The organism is Streptomyces glaucus (assembly GCF_039533365.1).
Classification (GTDB): domain Bacteria; phylum Actinomycetota; class Actinomycetes; order Streptomycetales; family Streptomycetaceae; genus Streptomyces; species Streptomyces glaucus.
Genome location: NZ_BAAATK010000032.1, coordinates 42,555 through 64,294, shown reverse-complemented (window position 1 = coordinate 64,294; position 21,740 = coordinate 42,555). Strand labels below are relative to the sequence as shown.

Here is a 21,740-nt window from a genome sequence, read left to right as displayed (position 1 = left end):
GGTCTTACTTCTCCTCCGTGGTGCGGGTGTGGGTGACGGCGGGTTCGTTGCCCCCGAGCAGCAGGTAGAGCACGGCCATCCGGATGGAGACGCCGTTGGCGACCTGCTCGACGACGGTGCAGCGGTCGGAGTCGGCGACCTCGGCGGTGATCTCCATGCCGCGGACCATCGGGCCGGGGTGCATCACGATGGCGTGCTCGGGCATCCGCGCCATGCGGTCGCCGTCGAGGCCGTAGCGGCGCGAGTACTCGCGCTCGGTCGGGAAGAAGGCGGCGTTCATGCGCTCGCGCTGGACGCGCAGCATCATCACCGCGTCGGACTTGGGCAGCGTGGAGTCGAGGTCGTACGACACCTCGCACGGCCAGGACCCGACGCCGACCGGCAGCAGGGTCGGCGGGGCGACCAGGGTGACCTCGGCGCCGAGGGTGTGCAGCAGGTCGACGTTGGAGCGGGCGACCCGGCTGTGCAGGACGTCGCCGACGATCGTGACGCGCCGGCCGGCGAGGTCCTGGCCGATCCCGGCGTCCCGCCCGACCAGGCGGCGGCGCATGGTGAAGGCGTCCAGCAGGGCCTGGGTGGGGTGCTGGTGGGTGCCGTCGCCGGCGTTGACGACGGCGGCGTCGATCCAGCCGGAGTTGGCGAGGCGGTACGGGGCGCCGGAGGCGCCGTGCCGGATGACGACGGCGTCGACGCCCATGGCCTCCAGGGTCTGGGCGGTGTCCTTCAGGGACTCGCCCTTCGACACCGACGATCCCTTGGCGGAGAAGTTGATGACGTCCGCGGACAGCCGCTTCTCGGCGGCCTCGAAGGAGATCCGGGTCCGCGTGGAGTCCTCGAAGAAGAGGTTGACGATCGTGCGGCCGCGCAGGGTCGGCAGCTTCTTGATCGGCCGGTCGGCGACCCTGGCCATCTCCTCGGCGGTGTCGAGGATCAGGACGGCGTCGTCGCGGGTGAGGTCGGCGGCCGAGATGAGATGACGCTGCATCGTGCAGGCTCCGTAAGAAAGTTCATTCAGGAGAATTCGGGCACGCGAGGGCGTGCGGGGGCGGCCGTACGACGGCGGCGTACGGCCGTGCGTCAGCGCTGCGTGCCCGCGGCGGTCCGCTCCGTGCCGAGCAGCACGGTGTCGCGGCCGTCCTCCTCGGCGAGCTGGACCTTGACCGTCTCCCGCAGCGACGTGGGGAGGTTCTTGCCGACGTAGTCGGCGCGGATGGGCAGTTCGCGGTGGCCGCGGTCGACCAGGACCGCGAGCTGCACCGCGCGGGGGCGCCCGATGTCGTTCAGGGCGTCGAGGGCGGCGCGGATGGTGCGGCCGGAGAAGAGCACGTCGTCGACGAGGACGACCAGCCTGCCGTCGACGCCGTCACCGGGGATCTCGGTGCGGGCCAGCGCACGCGGCGGGTGCATGCGCAGGTCGTCGCGGTACATGGTGATGTCGAGCGAGCCGCAGGGGACCTTGCGCTCGGTGATCTGCTCCAGCTTGACGGCGAGCCGCCGGGCGAGGAAGACGCCCCGGGTCGGGATGCCGAGGAGCACGACGTCGTCGGCGCCCTTGGCGCGTTCGACGATCTCGTGGGCGATGCGGGTCAGCACCCGCGCGATGTCGGGCCCTTCGAGAACGGGCCGCGCATCGGACTGCGTGTCCATACGAAACGGACCTCCTTCTCCGCCTCACGGGACGGACCTTAAAGGACGTCGGAATTGCGTCGTCCACGGTAGCAGGCTCCGCCGGCCGCCCCGTTCACCCCCCTGGGTGTCCCTTTTTCACCCGCTCGGCGCAGCGGACCGCCGATATCACGGAAGGAGCGGTGCGGACCATTCGGCTTGACGCGAGAGAGTAACGCTGCGTAACCTCACAGTGAGTTACCAGCCGCGCGGCCTGGACATCGAGCCGGTCGCGTCGACACAGTGTCCGGGGAGCCATATGTCCAGCGAATACGCCAAACAGCTCGGGGCCAAGCTCCGGGCGATCCGCACCCAGCAGGGCCTTTCCCTCCACGGTGTCGAGGAGAAGTCCCAGGGACGCTGGAAGGCCGTCGTGGTCGGCTCGTACGAGCGTGGTGACCGTGCCGTGACCGTGCAGCGCCTCGCCGAGCTGGCGGATTTCTACGGCGTTCCCGTGCAGGAGCTGCTTCCGGGCACCACGCCGGGCGGCGCCGCCGAGCCGCCGCCGAAGCTGGTCCTGGACCTGGAGCGGCTGGCCACCGTGCCGGTCGAGAAGGCGGGCCCGCTGCAGCGGTACGCCGCCACGATCCAGTCGCAGCGCGGTGACTACAACGGCAAGGTGCTCTCGATCCGCCAGGACGACCTGCGCACGCTCGCCGTCATCTACGACCAGTCGCCCTCGGTCCTGACCGAGCAGCTGATCAGCTGGGGCGTGCTGGACGCGGACGCGCGCCGCGCGGTGGCGTCCCACGAGGAGAGCTGAGCTTCCCCGCCTTCCGCAGAAACGTGCCGCCGGGGTGGCCGGAACTTTCACGGTTCCGGCCACCCCGGCGGCTTTGTGCGGGCGTCGGGAGCCTCGGGGACGGCAAAACGCCCGGGCATGTCGGAGGGCCCGCAGCAGCCGTGCTGCGGGCCCTCCCGCGATGCGTACCTGTGCGGCCTGACCGGTCTCTCACGCCTCTTCGCGGCGCAGCGAGGGCTTCAGGTCCTTCAGGCGGCCGAGCAGGCCGTTGACGAACGAGGGCGACTCGTCCGTGGAGAACTCCTTCGCCAGCTGCACCATCTCGTCGAGGACGACGGCGTCCGGGGTCTCGTCGACCCAGATCAGCTCGTAGGCACCGAGGCGCAGGATGTTCCGGTCGACGACCGGCATCCGGTCGAGCGTCCAGCCGACCGCGTACTGGGCGATCAGCTCGTCGATGCGCTTCGCGCGCTCCGCGTAGCCCTCGACGAGCTGCATCGTGTACTCGCTCACCGGCGGCTGCCGGGGGTCGGTCCGGGAGAGCCGGATCCAGTCCGCGAGGACCGTCTGGACGTCGGCGCCGCGCTGGTCGCCCTCGAAGAGGATCTGGAAGGCGCGCTTGCGGGCCGTGTTGCGGGCGGCCACGGTTAGCTGTTCACCCGGCCGAGGTAGTCGCTGGTGCGGGTGTCGACCTTGATCTTCTCACCGGTGGTGATGAAGAGCGGCACCTGGATCTGGTGACCGGTCTCCAGGGTGGCGGGCTTGGTGCCGCCGGTGGAGCGGTCGCCCTGGACGCCCGGCTCGGTCTCGGCGACGGTCAGCTCGACGGCGGCCGGGAGCTCGACGAAGAGCACCTCGCCCTCGTGCTGGGCCACGGTGGCCTCGAAGCCCTCGATCAGGAAGTTGGCGGCGTCGCCGACGACCTTGCGGTCGATGTGCAGCTGGTCGTAGGTCTCCATGTCCATGAAGACGAAGTAGTCGCCGTCCATGTAGGAGAACTGCATGTCCCGCTTGTCGACGGTGGCGGTGTCGACCTTGACGCCGGCGTTGAAGGTCTTGTCGACGACCTTGCCGGAGAGCACGTTCTTGAGCTTGGTGCGCACGAAGGCCGGGCCCTTGCCGGGCTTGACGTGCTGGAACTCGACGACGGACCAGAGCTGGCCGCCTTCGAGCTTGAGCACCATGCCGTTCTTGAGGTCGTTCGTGGAAGCCACGGTTGCGGAATCTCCTGGACTGACGTGGACGACCCCGGGGCACGGGCCGAGCGGCGCCGGGGAGGTCCGGATGCGTTCCCGCGTCGTTCGGTGCGTGCTCCCGGTGCGCCGGACGGAGGTCCCCGGAGCGGAGCTGCCGGGGTCTTCGAGCGGTGCGGCGGGAGTGCGTGCCGGGCGGCGGGGGGACGTGCCGGGACTTCCCTGGGTCACTACAGCGCGAGCAGCTCCTTGGTCGTGATGGTGAGTAGCTCGGGTCCGCCGTCCGCCTCGGGGCGGACGACGAGCGTGTCATCGATCCGGACACCGCCCCGGCCCGGGAGGTGGACCCCCGGTTCGACGGTGACCGGCACGCAAGCGTCCAGTTTACCCATGGCCGCCGGGGTCAGCTGCGGGTCCTCGTCGTTTTCGAGTCCGACTCCGTGCCCCATGGTGGCGGGGAGGCCCTCCGCGTACCCGGCGGAGTCCAGCACCTGACGTGCGGCACGGTCCACGTCGCGGCAGGAGGCGCCGGGGACCAGGCTCTCCCGGCCGGCGCGCTGGGCGGCGAAGACGAGGTCGTACAGCTCGATCTGCCAGTCGGCGGGCGAGGTGCCGATGACGAACGTACGGCCGATCTCGCAGCGGTAGCCGCGATAGGCGGCCCCCAGGCAGACGGAGAGGAAGTCGCCCTCCTCCACCCGCCGGTCGGTGGGCCGGTGACCGCGCCGGCCGGCGTGGGGGCCGGCGGCCACGGAGGTCGGGAAGGCGGGCCCGTCGGCGCCGTGGTCGACGAGCCGCCGCTCCAGTTCCAGCGCGAGGTGCCGTTCGGTGCGGCCGACGAGGATGGACTCCAGCAGCTCGCCCAGGGCCTGGTCGGCGATCTCGGCGCCGATCCTCAGGCAGGAGATCTCCTCCTCGTCCTTCACGACCCTGAGCTGCTCGACCGCGCAGCCCAGGTCGGCCGGCCGCAGCCGGGGCGCGACCGCGCGGACGGCCCGGTGCCGGGCCACGGTGAGGTGGTGCTCCTCGACGGCGAGCGAGTCGGCGCCCTGGGCCGCGGCCAGGCCGGCGGCGGCGACGGCCGGGTCGCCGCCCGGTGACGGCAGGACCTGCACCCGCAGGGCCTCGTCGAGCCGCCCCGGTGCGGAGGGGTCGCCCGGGGGGCCGGCGCACACCAGCAGGTCCTCGGTCCTGCCCAGCAGCAGGACCGCGTCCCGCGGGGCGGCGCCCGCGAGGTAGCGCACGTTGGCGGGCCGGGACACCAGCGCCGCCGCGCTGCCGCCCGTGTTGCAGCGTTCCCGTAGCCGCGTCCGGCGGGCCGCGTACACCTCTGACATGTGCCGAGCCTACGAGCGGCGACCGGATGGCGCCGGTCGAGCGGGGCCGACCGGGCGGCGGCCGGGGGCGGCGGAGCGGCACGTCCGCGCAGGGCGTCCGCCGGCGCCGGCCGCGGGGACCGCGCCCGCCCCGGCTACGGCGGGCCCGTCCCCGCGGCGGCTACCACTTGGGCGGGCTGGCCAGCGAGCGGGCGAGCACGTCGTCCAGGACCCGGGCCGTCTCCGGGATGCCGAGCTGGGAGTTGTCGATGATGGGCAGGCCGGAGCCGTACCAGCCGGCCATGCGGCCGTGGATGCGGGCGACCTCCTCGTCGGTGAGGCGGCGGTTGCCGGTGCGCTCGGCGTTGCGCTCCAGGACCACGTCCAGGCCGGGCAGGAGGACCACCGGCAGCAGGCCGGGGCCCACATGGCGTTTCCAGCCGCCGAGCCCGACGACGGGACGGTCGGGGAAGACGGCGTCGTCGAGGATGCACGAGATGCCGTTGGCGAGGAAGTTGCGCGCGGCGAAGCCGCAGGTGCGGCGGGCCAGGCGGTACTGGGCCTCGGAGTTGTCGTTCCACCCCGACTGGGGGTCGGCGAAGCCCGAGCGGACCCATTCGCGCACGTCGTCGAGGCTGATGTGGGCGGTGGGGACCCGGCGGTGGTCCGCCCAGTACTTGGCGACGCTGGTCTTCCCGGCGCCCGCGGGCCCGATGAGCAGCACGGCGAGCGTGGCGGTGCCCGGGTCGGGGGCGGCGGTCGCGGCCGGGTGCGCGCCGGACGCGGCGGCGGGGCCGCCGGGCGGCAGCGGTACGTGCCCGGTGGTGTCCGGCACGGGCGGTACCGGGGCGTGCCGCGGGGCCGCGGGGTGCGGGGCCGGTGCGGGCGGGGGCCCGGGGTACCCCGGTGCGGGAGGCGGCGGGGGCACGGGGGCGGGGCCCTGGTGCGCGCCCGGGTGATGCGGACCCGGGTGGTGTGCGGCCGGCGGCCAGCCGACGGCCGGTCCGTGCCCCGGCTGGTGGGGCGGCGGCAGCGGAGAACCCACTGCGTGCTGCATCCGGTGCCACTCCGTCTCGTACAGGCGATAGGCGCTGACAGCGGGGTACCCGCTCTCCCCCACAGCCTAAAGGGCGTGGAGGACGCCCCCGGCCGGACGGTACCGCCCCCGCCGTCGTCCGGTGAACGACCGGGGGCGGCCCGAAGTGCCCGCCGCCGCAGGGCGGACGGGGGCGGACGGCGTGCCGGGGCGCCTACTGTCCGACTTCGCCGTACGCGGCGAGCAGCACGGCCGGGTCGGGGCCCTCCAGGACGGTGGGCTTGGCCAGGCCGTCCAGGACGATGAAGCGCAGCAGGTCGCCGCGGGACTTCTTGTCGACCTTCATCGCCTCCAGCAGCTTGGGCCACTGGTCGTAGCGGTAGTGCAGCGGCAGTCCGACCGCTTCGAGGACGGTGCGGTGACGGTCGGCGGTGGCGTCGTCCAGACGGCCCGCGAGACGGCCGAGTTCGGCGGCGAAGTGCATGCCCACCGACACCGCGGCGCCGTGGCGCCACTTGTAGCGCTCGTTCTTCTCGATGGCGTGGCCGAGGGTGTGCCCGTAGTTGAGGATCTCGCGCCGGCCCGACTCCTTCAGGTCGGACGAGACGACGTCGGCCTTGACCCGGATGGACCGCTCGATCAGCTCGGCGGTGTGCGGGCCGGCCGGGGTGCGGGCGGCCTCGGGGTCGGACTCGATGAGGTCGAGGATCACCGGGTCGGCGATGAAGCCCGCCTTGATGACCTCCGCGAGGCCCGAGACGTAGTCGTTGACCGGCAGCGAGTCCAGCGCGGCCAGGTCGCACAGGACGCCGGCCGGCGGGTGGAAGGCGCCGACGAGGTTCTTGCCCTCGGCGGTGTTGATGCCGGTCTTGCCGCCGACGGCCGCGTCGACCATGGCCAGCACGGTCGTCGGGACGGCGATCCAGCGCACCCCGCGCAGCCAGGTCGCGGCCACGAATCCGGCCAGGTCGGTCGTGGCGCCGCCGCCGACGCCGACGACGACGTCGGTGCGGGTGAACCCGGACTGGCCGAGCGCCTTCCAGCAGTAGGCGGCGACCTCGGCGGTCTTGGCCTCCTCGGCGTTGGGCACCTGGATGGCGATCGCCTCGTAGCCCTGCTCGGCCAGGTCGGCCCGGAGCGCGTCACCGGTCTCGGCGAGCGCCTCGGGGTGGACGACGGCGACCCGCCTGGCCTTCGGCCCGATCAACCCGCTCAGCTCACCGAGCAGTTGGCGGCCCACCAGGACCTCGTACGGCTCGGTGCCCGCGGTGCCGCCCACCGGGATGCGGGTGACTGCCTCGCTCATGCTTCCTTCAACTCCAGTGCGTCCAGGACGGCTCGGGTGACTTCCTCGGGGGTGCGCCCGTCGGTCGGTACGACGGCGGTGGCGACCTCCTCGTACAGGTGCCGGCGCGCCTCCATCAACTCCCGCCACTGCTTGCGCGGGTTGACCGCCAGCAGCGGGCGGGCCGTGTTGAGGCCGGTCCGCCGCACCGCCTCCTCCACGTCCATCGACAGGTACACCACCCGCCGGCCGGCCAGCAGGGCGCGCGTGCCGGCGTCCAGGATCGCGCCGCCGCCCAGGGCCAGGACGCCGTCGTGCTCGGCGACCGCCCGGGTCACCGCCTCCTTCTCCAGCGCCCGGAAGGCCGCCTCGCCCTCGTCCACGAAGATCTCGGCGATGGTGCGGCCCTGCGCGGCCACGATGTCGTCGTCGGTGTCCCGGTAGCCGGCTCCGAGCCGCTCGGCCAGCAGCCGGCCGACGGTGGACTTGCCCACCCCCATCGGGCCGACCAGGACGATCAGCGGCGAGCTCATCGGACGGCCAGGTTCTCGAGGTAGCCCCGCACGTTGCGGCGGGTCTCGGCCACGCTGTCGCCGCCGAACTTCTCCGCGACCGCGTCCGCCAGCACGAGGGCCACCATCGCCTCGGCGACGATGCCGGCCGCCGGCACCGCGCACACGTCCGAGCGCTGGTGGTGGGCCTGGGCCGGCTCGCCCGTGGTGACGTCCACCGTCCGCAGCGCCCGCGGCACGGTCGCGATCGGCTTCATCGCCGCCCGCACCCGCAGCAGCTCACCGGTGGACAGTCCGCCCTCGGTGCCCCCGGACCGCCCGGTGGCCCGCCGGATGCCCTCGTCCGTGGTGACGATCTCGTCGTGCGCCTGGGAGCCGGGCACCCGGGCCAGCTCGAACCCGTCGCCGACCTCGACGCCCTTGATCGCCTGGATGCCCATCAGCGCCGCCGCCAGCCGCGCGTCCAGCCGCCGGTCCCAGTGGACGTGCGAGCCGAGGCCCACCGGCACGCCGTACGCCAGCACCTCGACCACGCCGCCGAGGGTGTCGCCGTCCTTGTGGGCCTGGTCGATCTGGGCGACCATCGCCTTGGAGGCGTCCGCGTCCAGGCAGCGCACCGGGTCGGCGTCCAGCCTCTCCACGTCGGCCGGGGTCGGGTACACGCCGTGGGGCGCCCTGGCGCCCGCCAGCTCCACGACGTGGGAGACGATCTCGACGCCGGCCGTCTCCTTCAGGTACGACCGGGCCACCGCGCCGAGCGCCACCCGGGCCGCGGTCTCGCGGGCGGAGGCGCGCTCCAGGATCGGCCGGGCCTCGTCGAACCCGTACTTCTGCATGCCGGCCAGGTCGGCGTGGCCGGGACGCGGCCGGGTCAGCGGGGCGTTGCGGGCCAGGCCCGCCAGCACCTCCGGATCGACCGGGTCGGCCGCCATGACCTGCTCCCACTTGGGCCACTCGGTGTTGCCCACCATGATCGCCACCGGGGAGCCCAGGGTGAGACCGTGCCGGACACCGCCGAGGAAGGTCACCTCGTCCCGCTCGAACTTCATCCGCGCACCGCGCCCGTAGCCCAGCCGCCGCCGCGCGAGATGGTCCGCCACCATGTCCGTGGTGATCGGCACGCCGGCGGGAAGACCCTCCAGCGTCGCGACGAGTGCGGGACCGTGGGACTCCCCCGCGGTCAGCCAACGCAGCCTGCTCAACGGTGCTCCTCAGTGCTCGCGCCCCGGTACTGCCCTGCGTACGCGCGTCCTCGCGTACGGCGACGGCGCGACCGGGTGCGCGGCCCCGGTCCGCCGCCTCCGATCCTCCCACGTCCGGCTCCCGGACCCGGCCCGCGGTCCATCAGGCGGACGGCACGGTCCGGGTCCGGCGGCCGGCCGGTGGACGCGGGCCGTCCTCCCCGCCCGGTTCCGCGCCCCGCGGAACCGGGCGGCACCTAGCGGGCCGCCAGCGCGTGCTCGCCCGCTCTCCGCATGGCCTCCACCGGCGCCGGGGCGCGTCCCGTCATCTGCTCGACCTGCAGCACCGCCTGGTGCACCAGCAGGTCGAGGCCGCTGACGACGGCCCCGCCGTGCGCCGACCAGCGGGCGGCGAGCGCGGTCGGCCACGGGTCGTACAGCACGTCGAACAGGGTGGCGGGCATCTCGGGGACGGCGGAGGCGAGCGCGTCGGTCGTCCCGGACGGCGTGGTGGCGACGACGAGCGGGGCGCGCAGCGCCTCGGCCGCGTCCGCCCAGTCGGCGGTCCGGACCTCGACGCCGAGCCGCTGCCCCCACTGCCGCATCTCGGCGGCGCGGGCCTCGCTGCGGACGTAGGCGACGACCTCGCCGGTGCAGACGCGGGCCAGGGCGGCCAGCGCGGAGGAGGCGGTGGCGCCGGCGCCGAGGATCGCGGCCGAGTCGACCTGCTCGATGCCGCGCTCGCGCAGGGCGGCCACCATGCCGGGGATGTCGGTGTTGTCGCCGACGCGGCGGCCGTCCTCGGTGAACACGACGGTGTTGACCGCGTCGACCAGGGCCGCGGTCTCGCTGATCCCGTCCAGCAACGGGATCACGGCCCGCTTCAGCGGCATGGTGAGCGAGAGTCCGGCCCACTCCGGCCCGAGCTGCTCCAGGAAGCCGGGCAGCGCCGCCTCGTCGACCTCGAACCGGTCGTACGTCCAGCCGGTCAGGCCCAGTTCCCGGTAGGCGGTGCGGTGCAGCACCGGGGAGAGGGAGTGGGCGATGGGCGAACCGAGCACCGCGGCCCGGCGGACGTCAGTTGCCCGAGCTCTCATTGAACTTGTCCTTCAGCCTCTCGAACTCGGCGTACGTCTTGGCGAATTCGGTCTTGTTCACGCCGTCGGTCGCCACGAAGTAGATCCAGCCGTCGTCCGTCGGGTCCAGCGTCGCCTTCAGGGCGTCCTCGCCGGGGTTGCCGATCGGCCCGGGCGGCAGCCCCTTCTGGGTGTACGTGTTGTACGGGTCCTGGTTGCTGTTGATCTCGGACTCGCTGATGTGGATGTTGCTCTCGTTCTTCAGGTAGTTGAAGGTCGAGTCGAACTGGAGCAGCTGGTTGGTCTCGGTGTTCGTGGGCTTGAGCCGGTTGTAGACCACCTCCGCCATCTTGCGGAAGTCGTCGTGCGTCTTGCCCTCGGCCTGGACGAGGCTGGCGACCGTGACGACCTGCAGCGGACTCTCCAGGTCCAGTTCCTCGGCCTTCTCCTCCAGGTCGTACTCGCCGTACTTCACGACCGCCTGGGCGACCATCTCCTTCAGCACCGATTCCGGCTTCATGCCCTCGGCGGCGGGATAGGTGCCCGGGTAGAGGAAGCCCTCCAGCGGGTCCTTGATGTCGTCGTTGTCGTTCGCCCAGCTCGGCAGTCCGAGGCTCTCGTACTTCTCCTCGGCGACCTTCCTGGTGGTGCCGGACGACAGGCCGAGCTTTTCGTCGATCGCCTTGTAGACGCTCACGTTGCGCTGACCCGGAGTGACCATCACGTTGTTCTGGCTCTTGGGGTCGAGCATCATCGCGACGGCGCTCCGGGCGGACATCTGCTTCTTCAGCAGGTAGGCGCCCGCCTGGATCGACTTCCCCTCGGGGTGCTGCGACTGGGCGGCGACGAACGCGTCGACGCTCTTGACGACGCCGGCCTCCTTCAGCCGCTGCCCGATCTCGAATCCGCCCGCGCCCTTGGGGATCTGGACGGTCACGGTCTCGCCGGTGCCGTCGCCCGCGTAGTCCGGCGCCGCACCGAAACGCTCCTGGTAGAACTGGTAGCCGAAATATCCGACACCGGCCACACCGCCGCCGAGCACCAGGGCCACCACCAGGCAGGCGAACCCGTTGCGGCCCTTTCTGCCCTTGCCCCGGCTCCGCCGGTCACCGCGGCCACGGGCGCCTTCCTCGTCCCCGTCGTCACCGTCGTCCCCGCCCGCGAAGAAGGCGTGTTCGCCCTGGTCGGGGCCCGGGTCCCAGTCCTCCTGCCGCGGTTCCGGCCCGGTGTGCCGGCGGCTCGGCGGCTCCGGCGGCGGATACGCGTCCGGGGAGCCGTAGAAGTCGGGCTGCTCCCCGCCGTACGCGGCGGTCTGCTGCCCGTAGGGGTCGGCCGGGTCGGCGCCGTACGGAACCTGCTGGTGCGTCCCGGTGGCCCAGCCGCCGCCGTCGTACTGCTGCTGGTGCTGCTGCGCCGGGTCGGCGTACTGCTGGTGCTGCGCCGGGTCGGCGTACTGCTGCTGGTGCTGCTGCGCCGGGTCGGCGTACTGCTGACCGTGCTGCTGGTGCTGCTGGTGCTGCTGCGCCTGGCCGTAACCGGGCTGCTCGCCGGTGCCCCAGTCGTCGTACTGCGCCTGCTGCGGCTGCTCCGGATAATGCTGCGGCCGGCCGCCGTAAGGGGACTGCCGGCCCGCGTGGGTCTGCTGTCCTCCCCATCCGCCGTCCCCGTACAACGGGTCCTCCGGATGCCACGGTTCGGAGCCTGGGCCCCGGCCATACTCAGTCATCGATCCCCTAGAGCCGCGAGGCGGCGGTCGCGCGGCTTCCGGCCCGGCTCCGTCCCGCCTCTTGCTGTGCGGCGGCTGTTCGAATGCCGCCGCATCGCGCGGAACGTTACCGTATCGCGATCAGATGACCACTTCGACGCCCTCACCGGGTGCGGTGCCTGACACCCGTTCGGATTCGAGCGCCTGCTGCAGGATGATCACTGCCGCCGCCTGGTCGATGACGGAACGTCCCTTCTTGGACTTCACGCCCGAGGCGCGCAGGCTCTGGCCGGCCGTCACCGTCGTCATGCGTTCGTCCACGAGTCTGACCGGAACGGGCGCGATCATGCGGGCCAGTTCCTGGGCGAAGCCGCGGACCTTGACCGCGGCCGGCCCCTCGCCCCCCTTGAGGGAGCGCGGGAGGCCGACCACGACCTCGATCGGTTCGTACTCCTCGACGAGCTGTCCCAGACGGCGCTGAGCCGCGGGGACGTCCCGTCCCGGGACCGTCTCCACCGGGGTGGCGAGGATCCCGTCGGGGTCGCACGAGGCGACCCCGATACGGGCGTCCCCGACGTCGATCGCGAGGCGGCGGCCGCGGCGCATGCCCGGGCCGCCCCCGCTCGGCTGTCCGGCGGTGTTCACTTGGCCGTGTCCGCCACGAGGCGCTCGACGGCGTCGATGGCCTCGCCGACGGCGGCCGGGTTCTGGCCGCCGCCCTGGGCGACGTCCGGCTTGCCGCCACCGCCGCCGCCGAGCGTCTTGGCGGCCGTGCGGACGAGGTCACCGGCCTTGAGACCGCGCTCGCGGGCGGCGTCGTTGGTGGCGATGACCGTGAGCGGCTTGCCGTTGTTCACGGTGAACAGGGCGACCACGGCGGCCCGGCCGCCCTGGATGCGGCCGCGCACGTCGAGGACCAGCTTGCGCAGGTCGTCGGCGGTCGTGCCGTCGGGGACCCGGCCGGTGACGAACGCCACACCGCGGACGTCCTTGGCGGACTCGGCGAGGCCGGCGGCGGCCTGGAGCACCTTCTCGGCGCGGAACTTCTCGATCTCCTTCTCGGCGTCCTTCAGCTTGCCGAGCATGGCGGAGACCTTCTCCGGCAGTTCCTCGGGGCGGCCCTTGAGCAGTTCGGTGAGCTGGTTGACCACCGTGTGCTCACGGGCGAGGAAGCTGTAGGCGTCCACGCCGACGAGGGCCTCGATACGGCGCACGCCCGAGCCGATGGACGACTCGCCCAGCAGCTTCACCAGGCCCAGCTGGGCGGTGTTGTGCACATGGGTGCCGCCGCACAGCTCCTTGGAGAAGTCGCCGATGGTCACGACGCGCACCCGCTCGCCGTACTTCTCGCCGAACTCGGCGATGGCGCCCTGCTTCTTGGCCTCGTCCAGGCTCATGATGTCGGCGCGCACGTCGAGGTCGCGGGCGAGCACCTCGTTGATCTTCTGCTCGACGTCGAGCATGACCGTCTGCGGCACGGCGGACGGCGAGCCGAAGTCGAAGCGGAAGCGGCCGGGCTGGTTCTCCGAGCCGGCCTGGGCGGCCGTCGGGCCGAGGGCGTCGCGCAGGGCCTGGTGGGTGAGGTGGGTGGCCGAGTGGGCGCGGGCGATGGCCTTGCGGCGGCGGGCGTCGATGGAGGCGTGGGCCTTGGCGCCGACGGTGACCTCGCCGACCTGGACGACGCCCTTGTGGACGTACACGCCCGGGACCGGCTTCTGGCAGTCGCGGACCTCGATGACGGCGCCGGAGTCCGCCTTGATGCGGCCGGTGTCGCCGATCTGGCCGCCGCCCTCGGCGTAGAACGGGGTGCGGTCGAGGACGATCTCGACCTCGTCGCCCTCGGTGGCGGCGGGCGAGGACACGCCGTCGACGAGGATGCCGACGACCGTGGACTCGCCCTCGGTGTCGGTGTAGCCGATGAAGTCGGTGGCGCCGGCCCGGTCGGCGATCTCGCGGTAGGCGCCCAGGTCGGCGTGGCCGGTCTTCTTGGCCTGGGCGTCGGCCTTGGCGCGCTCCCGCTGCTCCTTCATCAGGCGGCGGAAGCCCTCCTCGTCCACGGACAGCCCCTGCTCGGCGGCCATCTCCAGGGTGAGGTCGATCGGGAAGCCCCAGGTGTCGTGGAGCAGGAAGGCCTTGTCGCCGGGCAGCACGGTCCCGCCGGAGGCCTTGGTCTCGGCGACGGCGGTGTCGAGGATGTTGGTGCCGGCCTTCAGCGTCTTGAGGAAGGCGTTCTCCTCGGCGAGGGCGACCTTCTCGATGCGCTCGCGGTCGGTGATGAGCTCGGGGTACTGCCGGCCCATCATGCCGATCACGGTGTCGATCAGGTCCTTGACGACCGGGCCGGTGGCGCCGAGCAGGCGCATGTTGCGGATGGCGCGGCGCATGATGCGGCGCAGCACGTAGCCGCGGCCCTCGTTGCCCGGGGTGACGCCGTCGCCGATGAGCATGGTGGCGGTGCGCATGTGGTCGGTGACCACGCGCAGGGAGACGTCCGAGTCGTGGGCGTCGCCGTAGCGGACGCCGGTCAGCTCGGTGGCCTTGTCGATCACGGCCATGGAGGTGTCGATCTCGTACATATTCTGCACGCCCTGCAGAATCATGGCGAGCCGCTCCAGGCCGAGGCCGGTGTCGATGTTCTTGCTCGGCAGGTCCCCGAGAATCTCGAAGTCCTCCTTGCCGGTGCCCTCGCCCCGCTCGTACTGCATGAAGACGAGGTTCCAGATCTCCACGTACCGCTCGTCGTTGACGGCGGGGCCGCCCTCGGCGCCGAACTCGGGGCCGCGGTCGTAGTTGATCTCGGAGCAGGGGCCGCACGGGCCGGGCACGCCCATGGACCAGAAGTTGTCCTTCTTGCCCAGGCGCTGGATGCGCTCGGCGGGGACGCCGACGACGTCGCGCCAGATCTGCTCGGCCTCGTCGTCGTCCTGGTAGACGGTGATCCACAGCCGCTCGGGGTCGAGGCCGTAACCACCCTTGTCCTGGGGCGTGGTGAGCAGCTCCCAGGCGAGCTTGATGGCGCCTTCCTTGAAGTAGTCGCCGAAGGAGAAGTTGCCGCACATCTGGAAGAACGTGCCGTGGCGCGTGGTCTTGCCGACCTCTTCGATGTCGGGCGTGCGCACGCACTTCTGCACGCTGGTGGCGCGGTCGAAGGGCGGCTTGACCTCGCCCAGGAAGTAGGGCTTGAAGGGCACCATGCCCGCCGGGACGAGCAGCAGAGTCGGGTCGTCCGCGATGAGCGACGCCGAAGGGACGACGGTGTGCCCGCGCTCCTCGAAGAAGCTCAGCCAGCGACGGCGGATCTCAGCCGACTCCATCAGTGGTCCTCATTCCGGTTGTACGGGTTCTTCTGGTGTGCCGGGCCCTCGACGTGCTCGGGGCCGGTGCGGTTCTCGATGGCGGCGTACCGCCGGGGCGGGGGGAGCGCGCGGTCGGCGACCGGGGCGTTGAGGCCGAGCGCGTCTCCCAGCTCGGCCTCCCGCTGGACCATGTTGTCGCGGACGTCGAGCGCGAAGCCCACCGCGCGGTCCTTGAGCCGGTGGCCGGCCTCGATCGCCTTGTTCGCCGCGGTCACGGCGAGGTTCTCGGGGGTCAGTTGCTTCAGCTTCCGGTTGACCTTGGTGGTGGCCCACACTCCGGCGGCCACGCCACTGGTGAACCAGAACGTACGACGGAACATCCCTGGATCAGTCCCTCTTCCCGCGGGGGTTGCGCTTCGCTCGCCGCGCGGCCGGGACGGTGCGGCCCACGATCACGGTACGCCTCGGCGTCCCGGCGGGCTCGCCGTCCCGGCGGCCGGCGATCGCCTTGCGCACCCCGTACCCGAAGGCCGCGACCTTCACCAGGGGGCCGCCGAAGGTGGAGGCGACGGTGGTCGACAGGGCCGAGGCGTTCGACGTGACCTCCTGGACATCGGAGGCGATGGCGTCCACCCGGTCGATCTGGGTCTGCGCGGAGCGCACCGCCGCGGAGGCGTCGGCCAGCAGCGGGACGGCCTGGTCGGTCACGTCCGCCACGAGCTTGGTGGTCGCCCTGAGCGTCTGGGCCAGCCTCGCCAGCGCGACGGCGAGGAAGGAGACCAGGATCGCCCAGAAGACGGCCACCAGGATTCCGGCCACCTCTCCACCGGACACTGTGTGCACCCGCTCCCTGAAACGTGTCTGAGCATCGGAAAAGTCGTGCACCGAGCCTATCGCGCCGAGGGTGCGGCTCCGTACCGGATTGGTGTCCGCGACCGTGGGGCCGCGTGCGCCGGCGGTGCCGCGCGGGCCGGTGCGGCCGGGCGGGGAGCCCCGCACATGCGTGAGCCCGCCGCCTCGCCCGCCCGGAAGGGCGGGGAGACGGCGGGCCGGGGTACCGCGCGCCTGCCGGGGTCAGCGGGCGTAGTACTCGACGACGAGCTGCTCGTCGCAGATCACCGGGATCTCCTTGCGGTTCGGCTCGCGGTCCAGGCGGAACGCCAGGGCCTTGAGGTTCACCTGCAGGTAGCGCGGGGTCTCGCCGTCGGGGGCGAAACCGCCCTCGCGGGCGATCTGGAAGAGCGTCTTGTCCTTGCTGCGGTCGCGGACCTGGACGACGTCGTCGGGACGGACGACGAAGGACGGCTTGTCGACCTTCTTGCCGTTGACCTGGATGTGGCCGTGGACGACCATCTGGCGGGCCTGGTAGATCGTGCGGGCGATGCCCGAACGCAGGACCAGCGCGTCGAGGCGCTTCTCCAGCTCCACGATCAGGGCCTCACCGGTCTTGCCCTGGACCTTGGCCGCGCGCTCGTAGGCGCGGACCAGCTGGCGCTCGGAGATGTCGTACTGGGCGCGCAGGCGCTGCTTCTCCAGCAGACGGACCTTGTAGTCCGAGTTCTGCTTGCGGCCGCGGCCGTGCTCACCCGGCGGGTAAGGACGGGCCTCGAAGTACTTGACGGCCTTCGGGGTCAGCGCGATGCCGAGGGCACGCGACTTCTTGACCTTGGGGCGGGACTGATTCGCCACTGTCTCTGTCTCTTTTCCGTGGTTTCCGGCTCACCAGGGTTAAGGGAGGTCGCATCCGCAGCCGGGGAATCCCTGCGGGCCCGAGGGACCCGCCGGGCAGCCGCTCCCCGGTCTGGGCACATACGTGCAGCACGCGAGTGGCCCACCGACCTCTCCCGGGAATCCGGGTGGTGGTGGGCTGCCCGCGACACCGTTCGACGGTGCGCGACGCTCCTGGAGATCCCCGCCCGGGGGCCGGGTCTCCGGCTGGATGTCCCGCTCTGGTGACGCCGGCTTCCCCGGGAAGGGGCCGGACACGGGACGCAGCACTTCGCGGAAGTCTACCGCGCGCTCAGGTCCGCCTGCGACCGAGGTGTTTCCTGGTCCACTCGACGGCGTCCGCGTACCGCGCCTCGGCGCCGTGCCGGGTGGGGGCGTAGTACTCGCGGTCCTTGAGGGCGTCCGGGGCGTACTGCTGGGCGGCGATGCCCTCGGGCAGGTCGTGCGGGTACACGTACCCCTGGCCGTGCCCGAGCTTGCCCGCGCCCCGGTAGTGGCTGTCGCGCAGATGCGGCGGCACCGGCCCGGCCAGCCCCTTGCGCACGTCCTCCAGGGCGGCGCCGATCGCGGTGGTCGCGGAGTTGGACTTGGGGGCGAGGGCGAGGGCGATGGTGGCGTGGCTGAGGGTGAGGGCGGCCTCGGGGAAGCCGATCATGGCGACGGCCTGGGCGGCGGCGACCGCGATGGGCAGGGCGTTCGGGTCGGCGAGGCCGATGTCCTCGCTGGCGGAGATCATCAGGCGGCGGGCGATGAAGCGCGGGTCCTCGCCGGCCTCGATCATGCGGGCCAGGTAGTGCAGGGCGGCGTCGACGTCGGAGCCGCGGATGGACTTGATCAGGGCGCTGGCGACGTCGTAGTGCTGGTCGCCGTCGCGGTCGTACTTCACCGCCGCGCGGTCGACCGTCTCCTCCAGGGTGGCGAGGGAGATCTCCGTCTCGCCCTTGTCGAGGGCGGCCCCGGCGGCGGCCTCCAGGGCGGTCAGGGCGCGGCGGGCGTCGCCGCCGGCGATCCGCAGCAGGTGCTCCTCGGTGTCCTCGGGGAGGGTGACGGCGTCCCTCAGGCCGCGCTCGTCGGTGATCGCCCGCTTGAGCAGGCCCCGGACGTCGTCGTCGGTGAGGGGTTCGAGGGTGAGCAGGAGGGAGCGGGAGAGCAGGGGCGAGATCACCGAGAAGTACGGGTTCTCGGTGGTGGCCGCGATCAGGGTCACCCAGCGGTTCTCGACCGCCGGGAGCAGGGAGTCCTGCTGGGCCTTGCTGAAGCGGTGGATCTCGTCGAGGAAGAGGACGGTCTCCTTGCCGTACCCGCCGGAGGCGCGGCGGGCGCCGTCGATGACCGCGCGGACCTCCTTCACGCCCGCGGTGATCGCCGACAGTTCGACGAAGCGCTTGTCGGTGGCCTTGGAGACGACGTACGCCAGGGTCGTCTTGCCGGTGCCGGGCGGGCCCCAGAGGATCACCGAGGAGGGGCCGGCGGGGCCGGAGGCGCCCTCGCCGACCAGCCGGCGCAGAGGCGAGCCGGGTTTCAGCAGGTGCTGCTGGCCCACCACCTCGTCCAGGGTGCGCGGACGCATCCGTACCGCCAGGGGGCTGCCGGCCGGATCCTTCTCCTGACGTTCTTCTGCTGCGGCGGTGAACAGGTCGGGCTCCACGTCGGCAACCCTAAATCACCGCGCCGGCGACGCGACGGGCGCTGTCAGCCGGTCCAGAAGTCCCACCAGCGGGTCAGGACCAGCATGCCGATGATGCCGATGTGCAGCACGGGCAGGACCCAGGTGAACTCGCCGAAGAAGCCCTTGAGCCAACCCGGCGCGGGCAGGAACCCCGTGCGGACGTTGAAGGACGTCACGTACCAGAACATGACGATCGTGGCGACCCAGGCGAGGCAGCACCACAGGCACAGCGCGTTGATCCGGTACAGGGACTGGAACGTCAGCCAGGCGCAGAAACCGACGCCGAAGAGCGTGCCCGCGTTGAAGGTGAGCCAGTACCAGCGCGGGAAGCGGGCCCGGGCGAGCAGGCTCATGCCGACGCAGACGACGACGCCGTAGGCGACGAGGCCGAGCATGGGGTTGGGGAACCCGAAGACCGAGGCCTGGTCGCTCTCCATGACGCTGCCGCAGGAGACCACGGGGTTGAGGCTGCACCCCGGGGTGAAGGTCCGGCCCTCCACCTTGGCTTCCAGCAGCTTGAACTTGTCGATCGTGATGACCCACGCGGCGAGCAGTCCGGCCGCGCCCGTGATCACCAGCAGCAGCGCGAAGGCGCGGCTGCCGCCCTCGGCGCGCGGCGCGGCGGCCGTGCGCTCCGGCGAGGAGGCGGGCTCGGTGGAGACGTCGTTGACTGTCGTCTTGCTCATCACGCCGTTCCGTCACTTGAGAGCTGGAACATCTTCGGGCAAGGCCATTGTGCCGCACGCGTGCCCGCGTCCACCGTTCGACGGACACAACAGCAGACGTGGAGCCGTCCCCGAACGTTCGATTCCGGCCGAATTTGATGAGCATGACAACGCGCGGGGCGTGTTCGCGGCGGACGTGCGCGGACCGTGCGAGCGGTACCGGGAGGTGACCGCCGCCGGCGGCACCGAGCTGGGCATTCGGCGGGGCGGGCGAGCGGGCCGCGGGAGAATCCCGCGGGGCGGCCGGCGCGGGACGCGGGCGAGGTGTCCGTGCCCGGCCCGGATGCGGCGACCGGCACGCGCGCGGCGCGCTCGCGCGCCGGCATCGTCCGGCGGGACGAACCCGCGCTCGCGGAGTTGACGGCCGGGCGGGGCGTCCGGCCGCCGGCTTCCCGCCGGGGCCGCGGTGACGGGCGCGACGCGGTACGGGCTTCCCGGCCGGTGGCGGGCGCCGGTCCCCCGGCGCCCCCTCGGCGTGCCGGATGCGCTAGCCGAGCCGCGCCTCCAGCTCCGCCACGATCTCGTTCACGCCGATCGCCGTCTGCTCGCCGGACTCCATGTCCTTGAGCTGGACGACGCCCTCGGCGAGGTCGCGTTCCCCGGCGACGACGGCGTAGCGGGCGCCGCTGCGGTTGGCGTTCTTCATGGCGCCCTTGAGGCCCTTGCCGCCGTAGGAGAAGTCGGCGGCGATGCCGTTCTTGCGCAACTCGGTGACCTTGGCGAACAGCACGCGGCGGGCCTCCTCGCCGAGCGGGACGGCGAACACGCTGGTGGCGGCGGGCAGCTCGAGCTCGACGCCCTCGGCCTCCAGGGCCAGCACCGTGCGGTCCACGCCGAGGGCCCAGCCCACGGACGGCAGCGCGGGGCCGCCGATCATCTCCGACAGGCCGTCGTAGCGGCCGCCGCCGCCCACCGCGGACTGCGATCCCAGACCGTCGTGGACGAACTCGAAGGTCGTACGGGTGTAGTAGTCCAGACCGCGCACCAGCTTCGGGTCGTCCTCGAAGGCCACGCCCGCCGCCGCGATCAGCTCGCGGACCTCCTCGTGGTACGCCTTGCAGGCGTCGCAGAGGTAGTCACGCAGCAGCGGGGCTCCCGCCAGCTGCTTCTGGACCGACTCGCGCTTGTCGTCCAGGACCCGCAGCGGGTTGATCTCGATGCGCCGGCGCGTGTCCTCGTCCAGGTCCAGGCCGCGCAGGAACTCCTGCAGCTCCGCGCGGTACACCGGGCGGCACTCCTTGTCGCCCAGGCTGTTGAGGAGGATGCGGAAGTTCCGCAGGCCCAGCGAGCGGTACGCCTGGTCGGCCAGGATGATCAGCTCGGCGTCCAGCGCCGGGTCCTCGGCGCCGATCGCCTCGGCGCCGACCTGCGAGAAGTGGCGGTAGCGGCCCTTCTGGGGGCGCTCGTAGCGGTAGTACGAGCCCGAGTACCACAGCTTGACCGGGAGGTTGCCCGCCTTGTGCAGGTTGGCCTCCAGGGCGGCGCGCAGCACGGAGGCCGTGCCCTCCGGACGCAGGGCGAGCCTGTCGCCGCCCTTGGTCTCGAAGGCGTACATCTCCTTGGTCACGATGTCGGTCGACTCGCCGACCCCGCGCGCGAACAGCTCGACGTTCTCGAAGCCGGGCGTCTCGATGTAGCCGTACCCGGAGGTGCGCAGCGGCGCGGCGATGGCCTCGCGGACCGCCAGGTACGTGGCGGAGTCCGGCGGGATCAGGTCGTACGTGCCCTTGGGGGCCTTGAAGGTGCTCACGGAAGGTCTCTCGTCACATTCCTCGTCGGGGAGCCTCGGCGGCGCCGCTGTCCCGGCGGCCCGCCGCCACCTGCCGCAGGTAGGGGTTGGTGGCGCGCTCCTGGCCGATGGTCGTCTGGGGGCCGTGGCCGGACAGCACCACGGTCGAGTCGTCGAGCGGCAGGCACACGCGGGCCAGCGAGTCGAGGATCTCGGCCATGTCGCCGCCGGGCAGGTCGGTGCGTCCGATGGAGCCGGCGAACAGCAGGTCGCCCGAGAACAGGATCGGCGGGACGTCCGCCGCCTCGGGCATGCCGAAGGTCACCGACCCCTTGGTATGGCCCGGCGCGTGCGACACGGTGAACTCCAGCCCCGCCAGTTCCAGCTTCGCGCCGTCGGCCAGCTCCCTGACGTCGTCCGGCTCCCCCACGGTCAGCTCGCCCATGAGCGGCATCCCGATGGAACGGCCGAGCGCCTTCTCCGGGTCGCCCATCATGTACCGGTCCTCGGGGTGGATCCAGGCCGGTACGTCGTGCGCGCCGCACACCGGGACGACCGAGGCCACGTGGTCGATGTGGCCGTGGGTGAGGACGACGGCGACGGGCTTGAGCCGATGCTTCCGGACCGCTTCCTCCACGCCCCGGGCGGCCTGGTGGCCGGGGTCGATGATCACGCACTCCTCACCGGCGGCGGGGGCGACGAGATAGCAGTTCGTCCCCCAGGCCCCGGCGGGGAACCCGGCAATGAGCACGATCGTCCTTCGTTGTGTCGGTACGGGGGCGCTCTCCGGTGGTCGCGCCTGCTGTCAGAGCCTACCGGCGCTGCCGATTCCTCAGCGAACCCATATACGGTACGGGGCACACGCATGCGGTCGGCTCACAG

At 72.2% G+C, this 21,740-nt stretch carries 21 protein-coding genes; 1 reads left to right on the top strand and 20 read right to left on the bottom strand.

Translation table 11 applies throughout. The annotated features are described in order from the left end of the window. Positions 1–4 precede the first annotated feature (4 nt). Both ABD363_RS22345 and pyrR read right to left on the bottom strand, forming a co-directional pair. Positions 5–985 carry an aspartate carbamoyltransferase catalytic subunit gene (locus ABD363_RS22345; protein ID WP_344606361.1) on the bottom strand — a complete coding sequence of 327 codons (981 nt, stop codon included), beginning with the start codon at positions 983–985 and terminating at the stop codon, positions 5–7. Positions 986–1,077: 92 nt separating this feature from the next. Next, positions 1,078–1,647: a bifunctional pyr operon transcriptional regulator/uracil phosphoribosyltransferase PyrR gene (gene pyrR, locus ABD363_RS22340; protein ID WP_344606359.1), complete on the bottom strand. Its 570-nt coding sequence runs from the start codon at positions 1,645–1,647 to the stop codon at positions 1,078–1,080. Between the two features lie 277 nt (positions 1,648–1,924). Here pyrR and bldD point away from each other — a divergent pair, with 277 nt between their 5' ends. Next, positions 1,925–2,428, top strand: a complete 504-nt coding sequence (bldD, locus tag ABD363_RS22335; RefSeq protein WP_344606358.1) for a transcriptional regulator BldD — start codon at positions 1,925–1,927, stop codon at positions 2,426–2,428. A gap of 189 nt (positions 2,429–2,617) precedes the next feature. On the opposite strand, the gene nusB is transcribed toward bldD, so the two are convergent. The 18 genes from nusB to ABD363_RS22245 form a co-directional block, all read right to left on the bottom strand. Further along, entirely contained in the window at positions 2,618–3,052 is a 435-nt protein-coding gene (gene nusB, locus ABD363_RS22330; RefSeq protein ID WP_344606357.1) for a transcription antitermination factor NusB, read from the bottom strand. A 2-nt stretch (positions 3,053–3,054) separates the two neighbouring features. Further along, positions 3,055–3,621 (bottom strand): elongation factor P, encoded by a 567-nt coding sequence (efp, locus tag ABD363_RS22325; RefSeq protein WP_344606355.1) that lies wholly within the window; start codon positions 3,619–3,621, stop codon positions 3,055–3,057. 209 nt (positions 3,622–3,830) lie between these two features. Next, the gene (locus ABD363_RS22320) at positions 3,831–4,937 is read right to left on the bottom strand and encodes an aminopeptidase P family protein (RefSeq protein WP_344606353.1); all 1,107 of its coding nucleotides are present in this window, start codon (positions 4,935–4,937) and stop codon (positions 3,831–3,833) included. Positions 4,938–5,097: 160 nt separating this feature from the next. Further along, positions 5,098–5,973, bottom strand: coding sequence for a Pro-rich N-terminal domain-containing protein (locus tag ABD363_RS22315; protein ID WP_344606351.1), 876 nt, complete (start codon positions 5,971–5,973; stop codon positions 5,098–5,100). A 193-nt stretch (positions 5,974–6,166) separates the two neighbouring features. Next, on the bottom strand, positions 6,167–7,258 hold the full coding sequence (gene aroB / locus ABD363_RS22310) for a 3-dehydroquinate synthase (RefSeq protein WP_344606350.1): 1,092 nt from the start codon (positions 7,256–7,258) through the stop codon (positions 6,167–6,169). Continuing rightward, the gene (locus ABD363_RS22305; protein WP_344606349.1) at positions 7,255–7,770 is read right to left on the bottom strand and encodes a shikimate kinase; all 516 of its coding nucleotides are present in this window, start codon (positions 7,768–7,770) and stop codon (positions 7,255–7,257) included. Before ABD363_RS22305 ends, aroB begins: the two co-directional genes overlap by 4 nt. After that, positions 7,767–8,951, bottom strand: coding sequence for a chorismate synthase (aroC, locus tag ABD363_RS22300; protein WP_344606347.1), 1,185 nt, complete (start codon positions 8,949–8,951; stop codon positions 7,767–7,769). The genes ABD363_RS22305 and aroC overlap by 4 nt, the downstream gene beginning before the upstream one ends. A gap of 236 nt (positions 8,952–9,187) precedes the next feature. After that, positions 9,188–10,027, bottom strand: coding sequence for a shikimate dehydrogenase (locus ABD363_RS22295; protein WP_344606345.1), 840 nt, complete (start codon positions 10,025–10,027; stop codon positions 9,188–9,190). Then, positions 10,008–11,732: an endolytic transglycosylase MltG gene (mltG, locus tag ABD363_RS22290; RefSeq protein ID WP_344606343.1), complete on the bottom strand. Its 1,725-nt coding sequence runs from the start codon at positions 11,730–11,732 to the stop codon at positions 10,008–10,010. Before mltG ends, ABD363_RS22295 begins: the two co-directional genes overlap by 20 nt. Before the next feature lie 120 nt (positions 11,733–11,852). Continuing rightward, positions 11,853–12,317 (bottom strand): Holliday junction resolvase RuvX, encoded by a 465-nt coding sequence (gene ruvX / locus ABD363_RS22285; protein ID WP_344606379.1) that lies wholly within the window; start codon positions 12,315–12,317, stop codon positions 11,853–11,855. A gap of 35 nt (positions 12,318–12,352) precedes the next feature. Then, positions 12,353–15,025, bottom strand: a complete 2,673-nt coding sequence (gene alaS / locus ABD363_RS22280; protein WP_344606341.1) for an alanine--tRNA ligase — start codon at positions 15,023–15,025, stop codon at positions 12,353–12,355. Continuing rightward, positions 15,025–15,387: a hypothetical protein gene (locus tag ABD363_RS22275; RefSeq protein ID WP_344606339.1), complete on the bottom strand. Its 363-nt coding sequence runs from the start codon at positions 15,385–15,387 to the stop codon at positions 15,025–15,027. Before ABD363_RS22275 ends, alaS begins: the two co-directional genes overlap by 1 nt. 7 nt (positions 15,388–15,394) lie before the next feature. After that, positions 15,395–15,850 carry a DUF948 domain-containing protein gene (locus tag ABD363_RS22270; RefSeq protein ID WP_344606337.1) on the bottom strand — a complete coding sequence of 152 codons (456 nt, stop codon included), beginning with the start codon at positions 15,848–15,850 and terminating at the stop codon, positions 15,395–15,397. Positions 15,851–16,081: 231 nt separating this feature from the next. After that, entirely contained in the window at positions 16,082–16,696 is a 615-nt protein-coding gene (gene rpsD, locus ABD363_RS22265; protein ID WP_344606335.1) for a 30S ribosomal protein S4, read from the bottom strand. Between the two features lie 331 nt (positions 16,697–17,027). Then, complete coding sequence (locus tag ABD363_RS22260; RefSeq protein ID WP_344606333.1) at positions 17,028–18,383, bottom strand: replication-associated recombination protein A; 1,356 nt, start codon at positions 18,381–18,383, stop codon at positions 17,028–17,030. A 44-nt stretch (positions 18,384–18,427) separates the two neighbouring features. Beyond that, on the bottom strand, positions 18,428–19,090 hold the full coding sequence (locus ABD363_RS22255) for a vitamin K epoxide reductase family protein (RefSeq protein WP_344606331.1): 663 nt from the start codon (positions 19,088–19,090) through the stop codon (positions 18,428–18,430). Positions 19,091–19,616: 526 nt separating this feature from the next. Next, positions 19,617–20,879 (bottom strand): histidine--tRNA ligase, encoded by a 1,263-nt coding sequence (gene hisS, locus ABD363_RS22250; RefSeq protein WP_344606329.1) that lies wholly within the window; start codon positions 20,877–20,879, stop codon positions 19,617–19,619. A gap of 13 nt (positions 20,880–20,892) precedes the next feature. Further along, positions 20,893–21,609 (bottom strand): MBL fold metallo-hydrolase, encoded by a 717-nt coding sequence (locus ABD363_RS22245; protein WP_344606327.1) that lies wholly within the window; start codon positions 21,607–21,609, stop codon positions 20,893–20,895. Positions 21,610–21,740 lie beyond the last annotated feature (131 nt).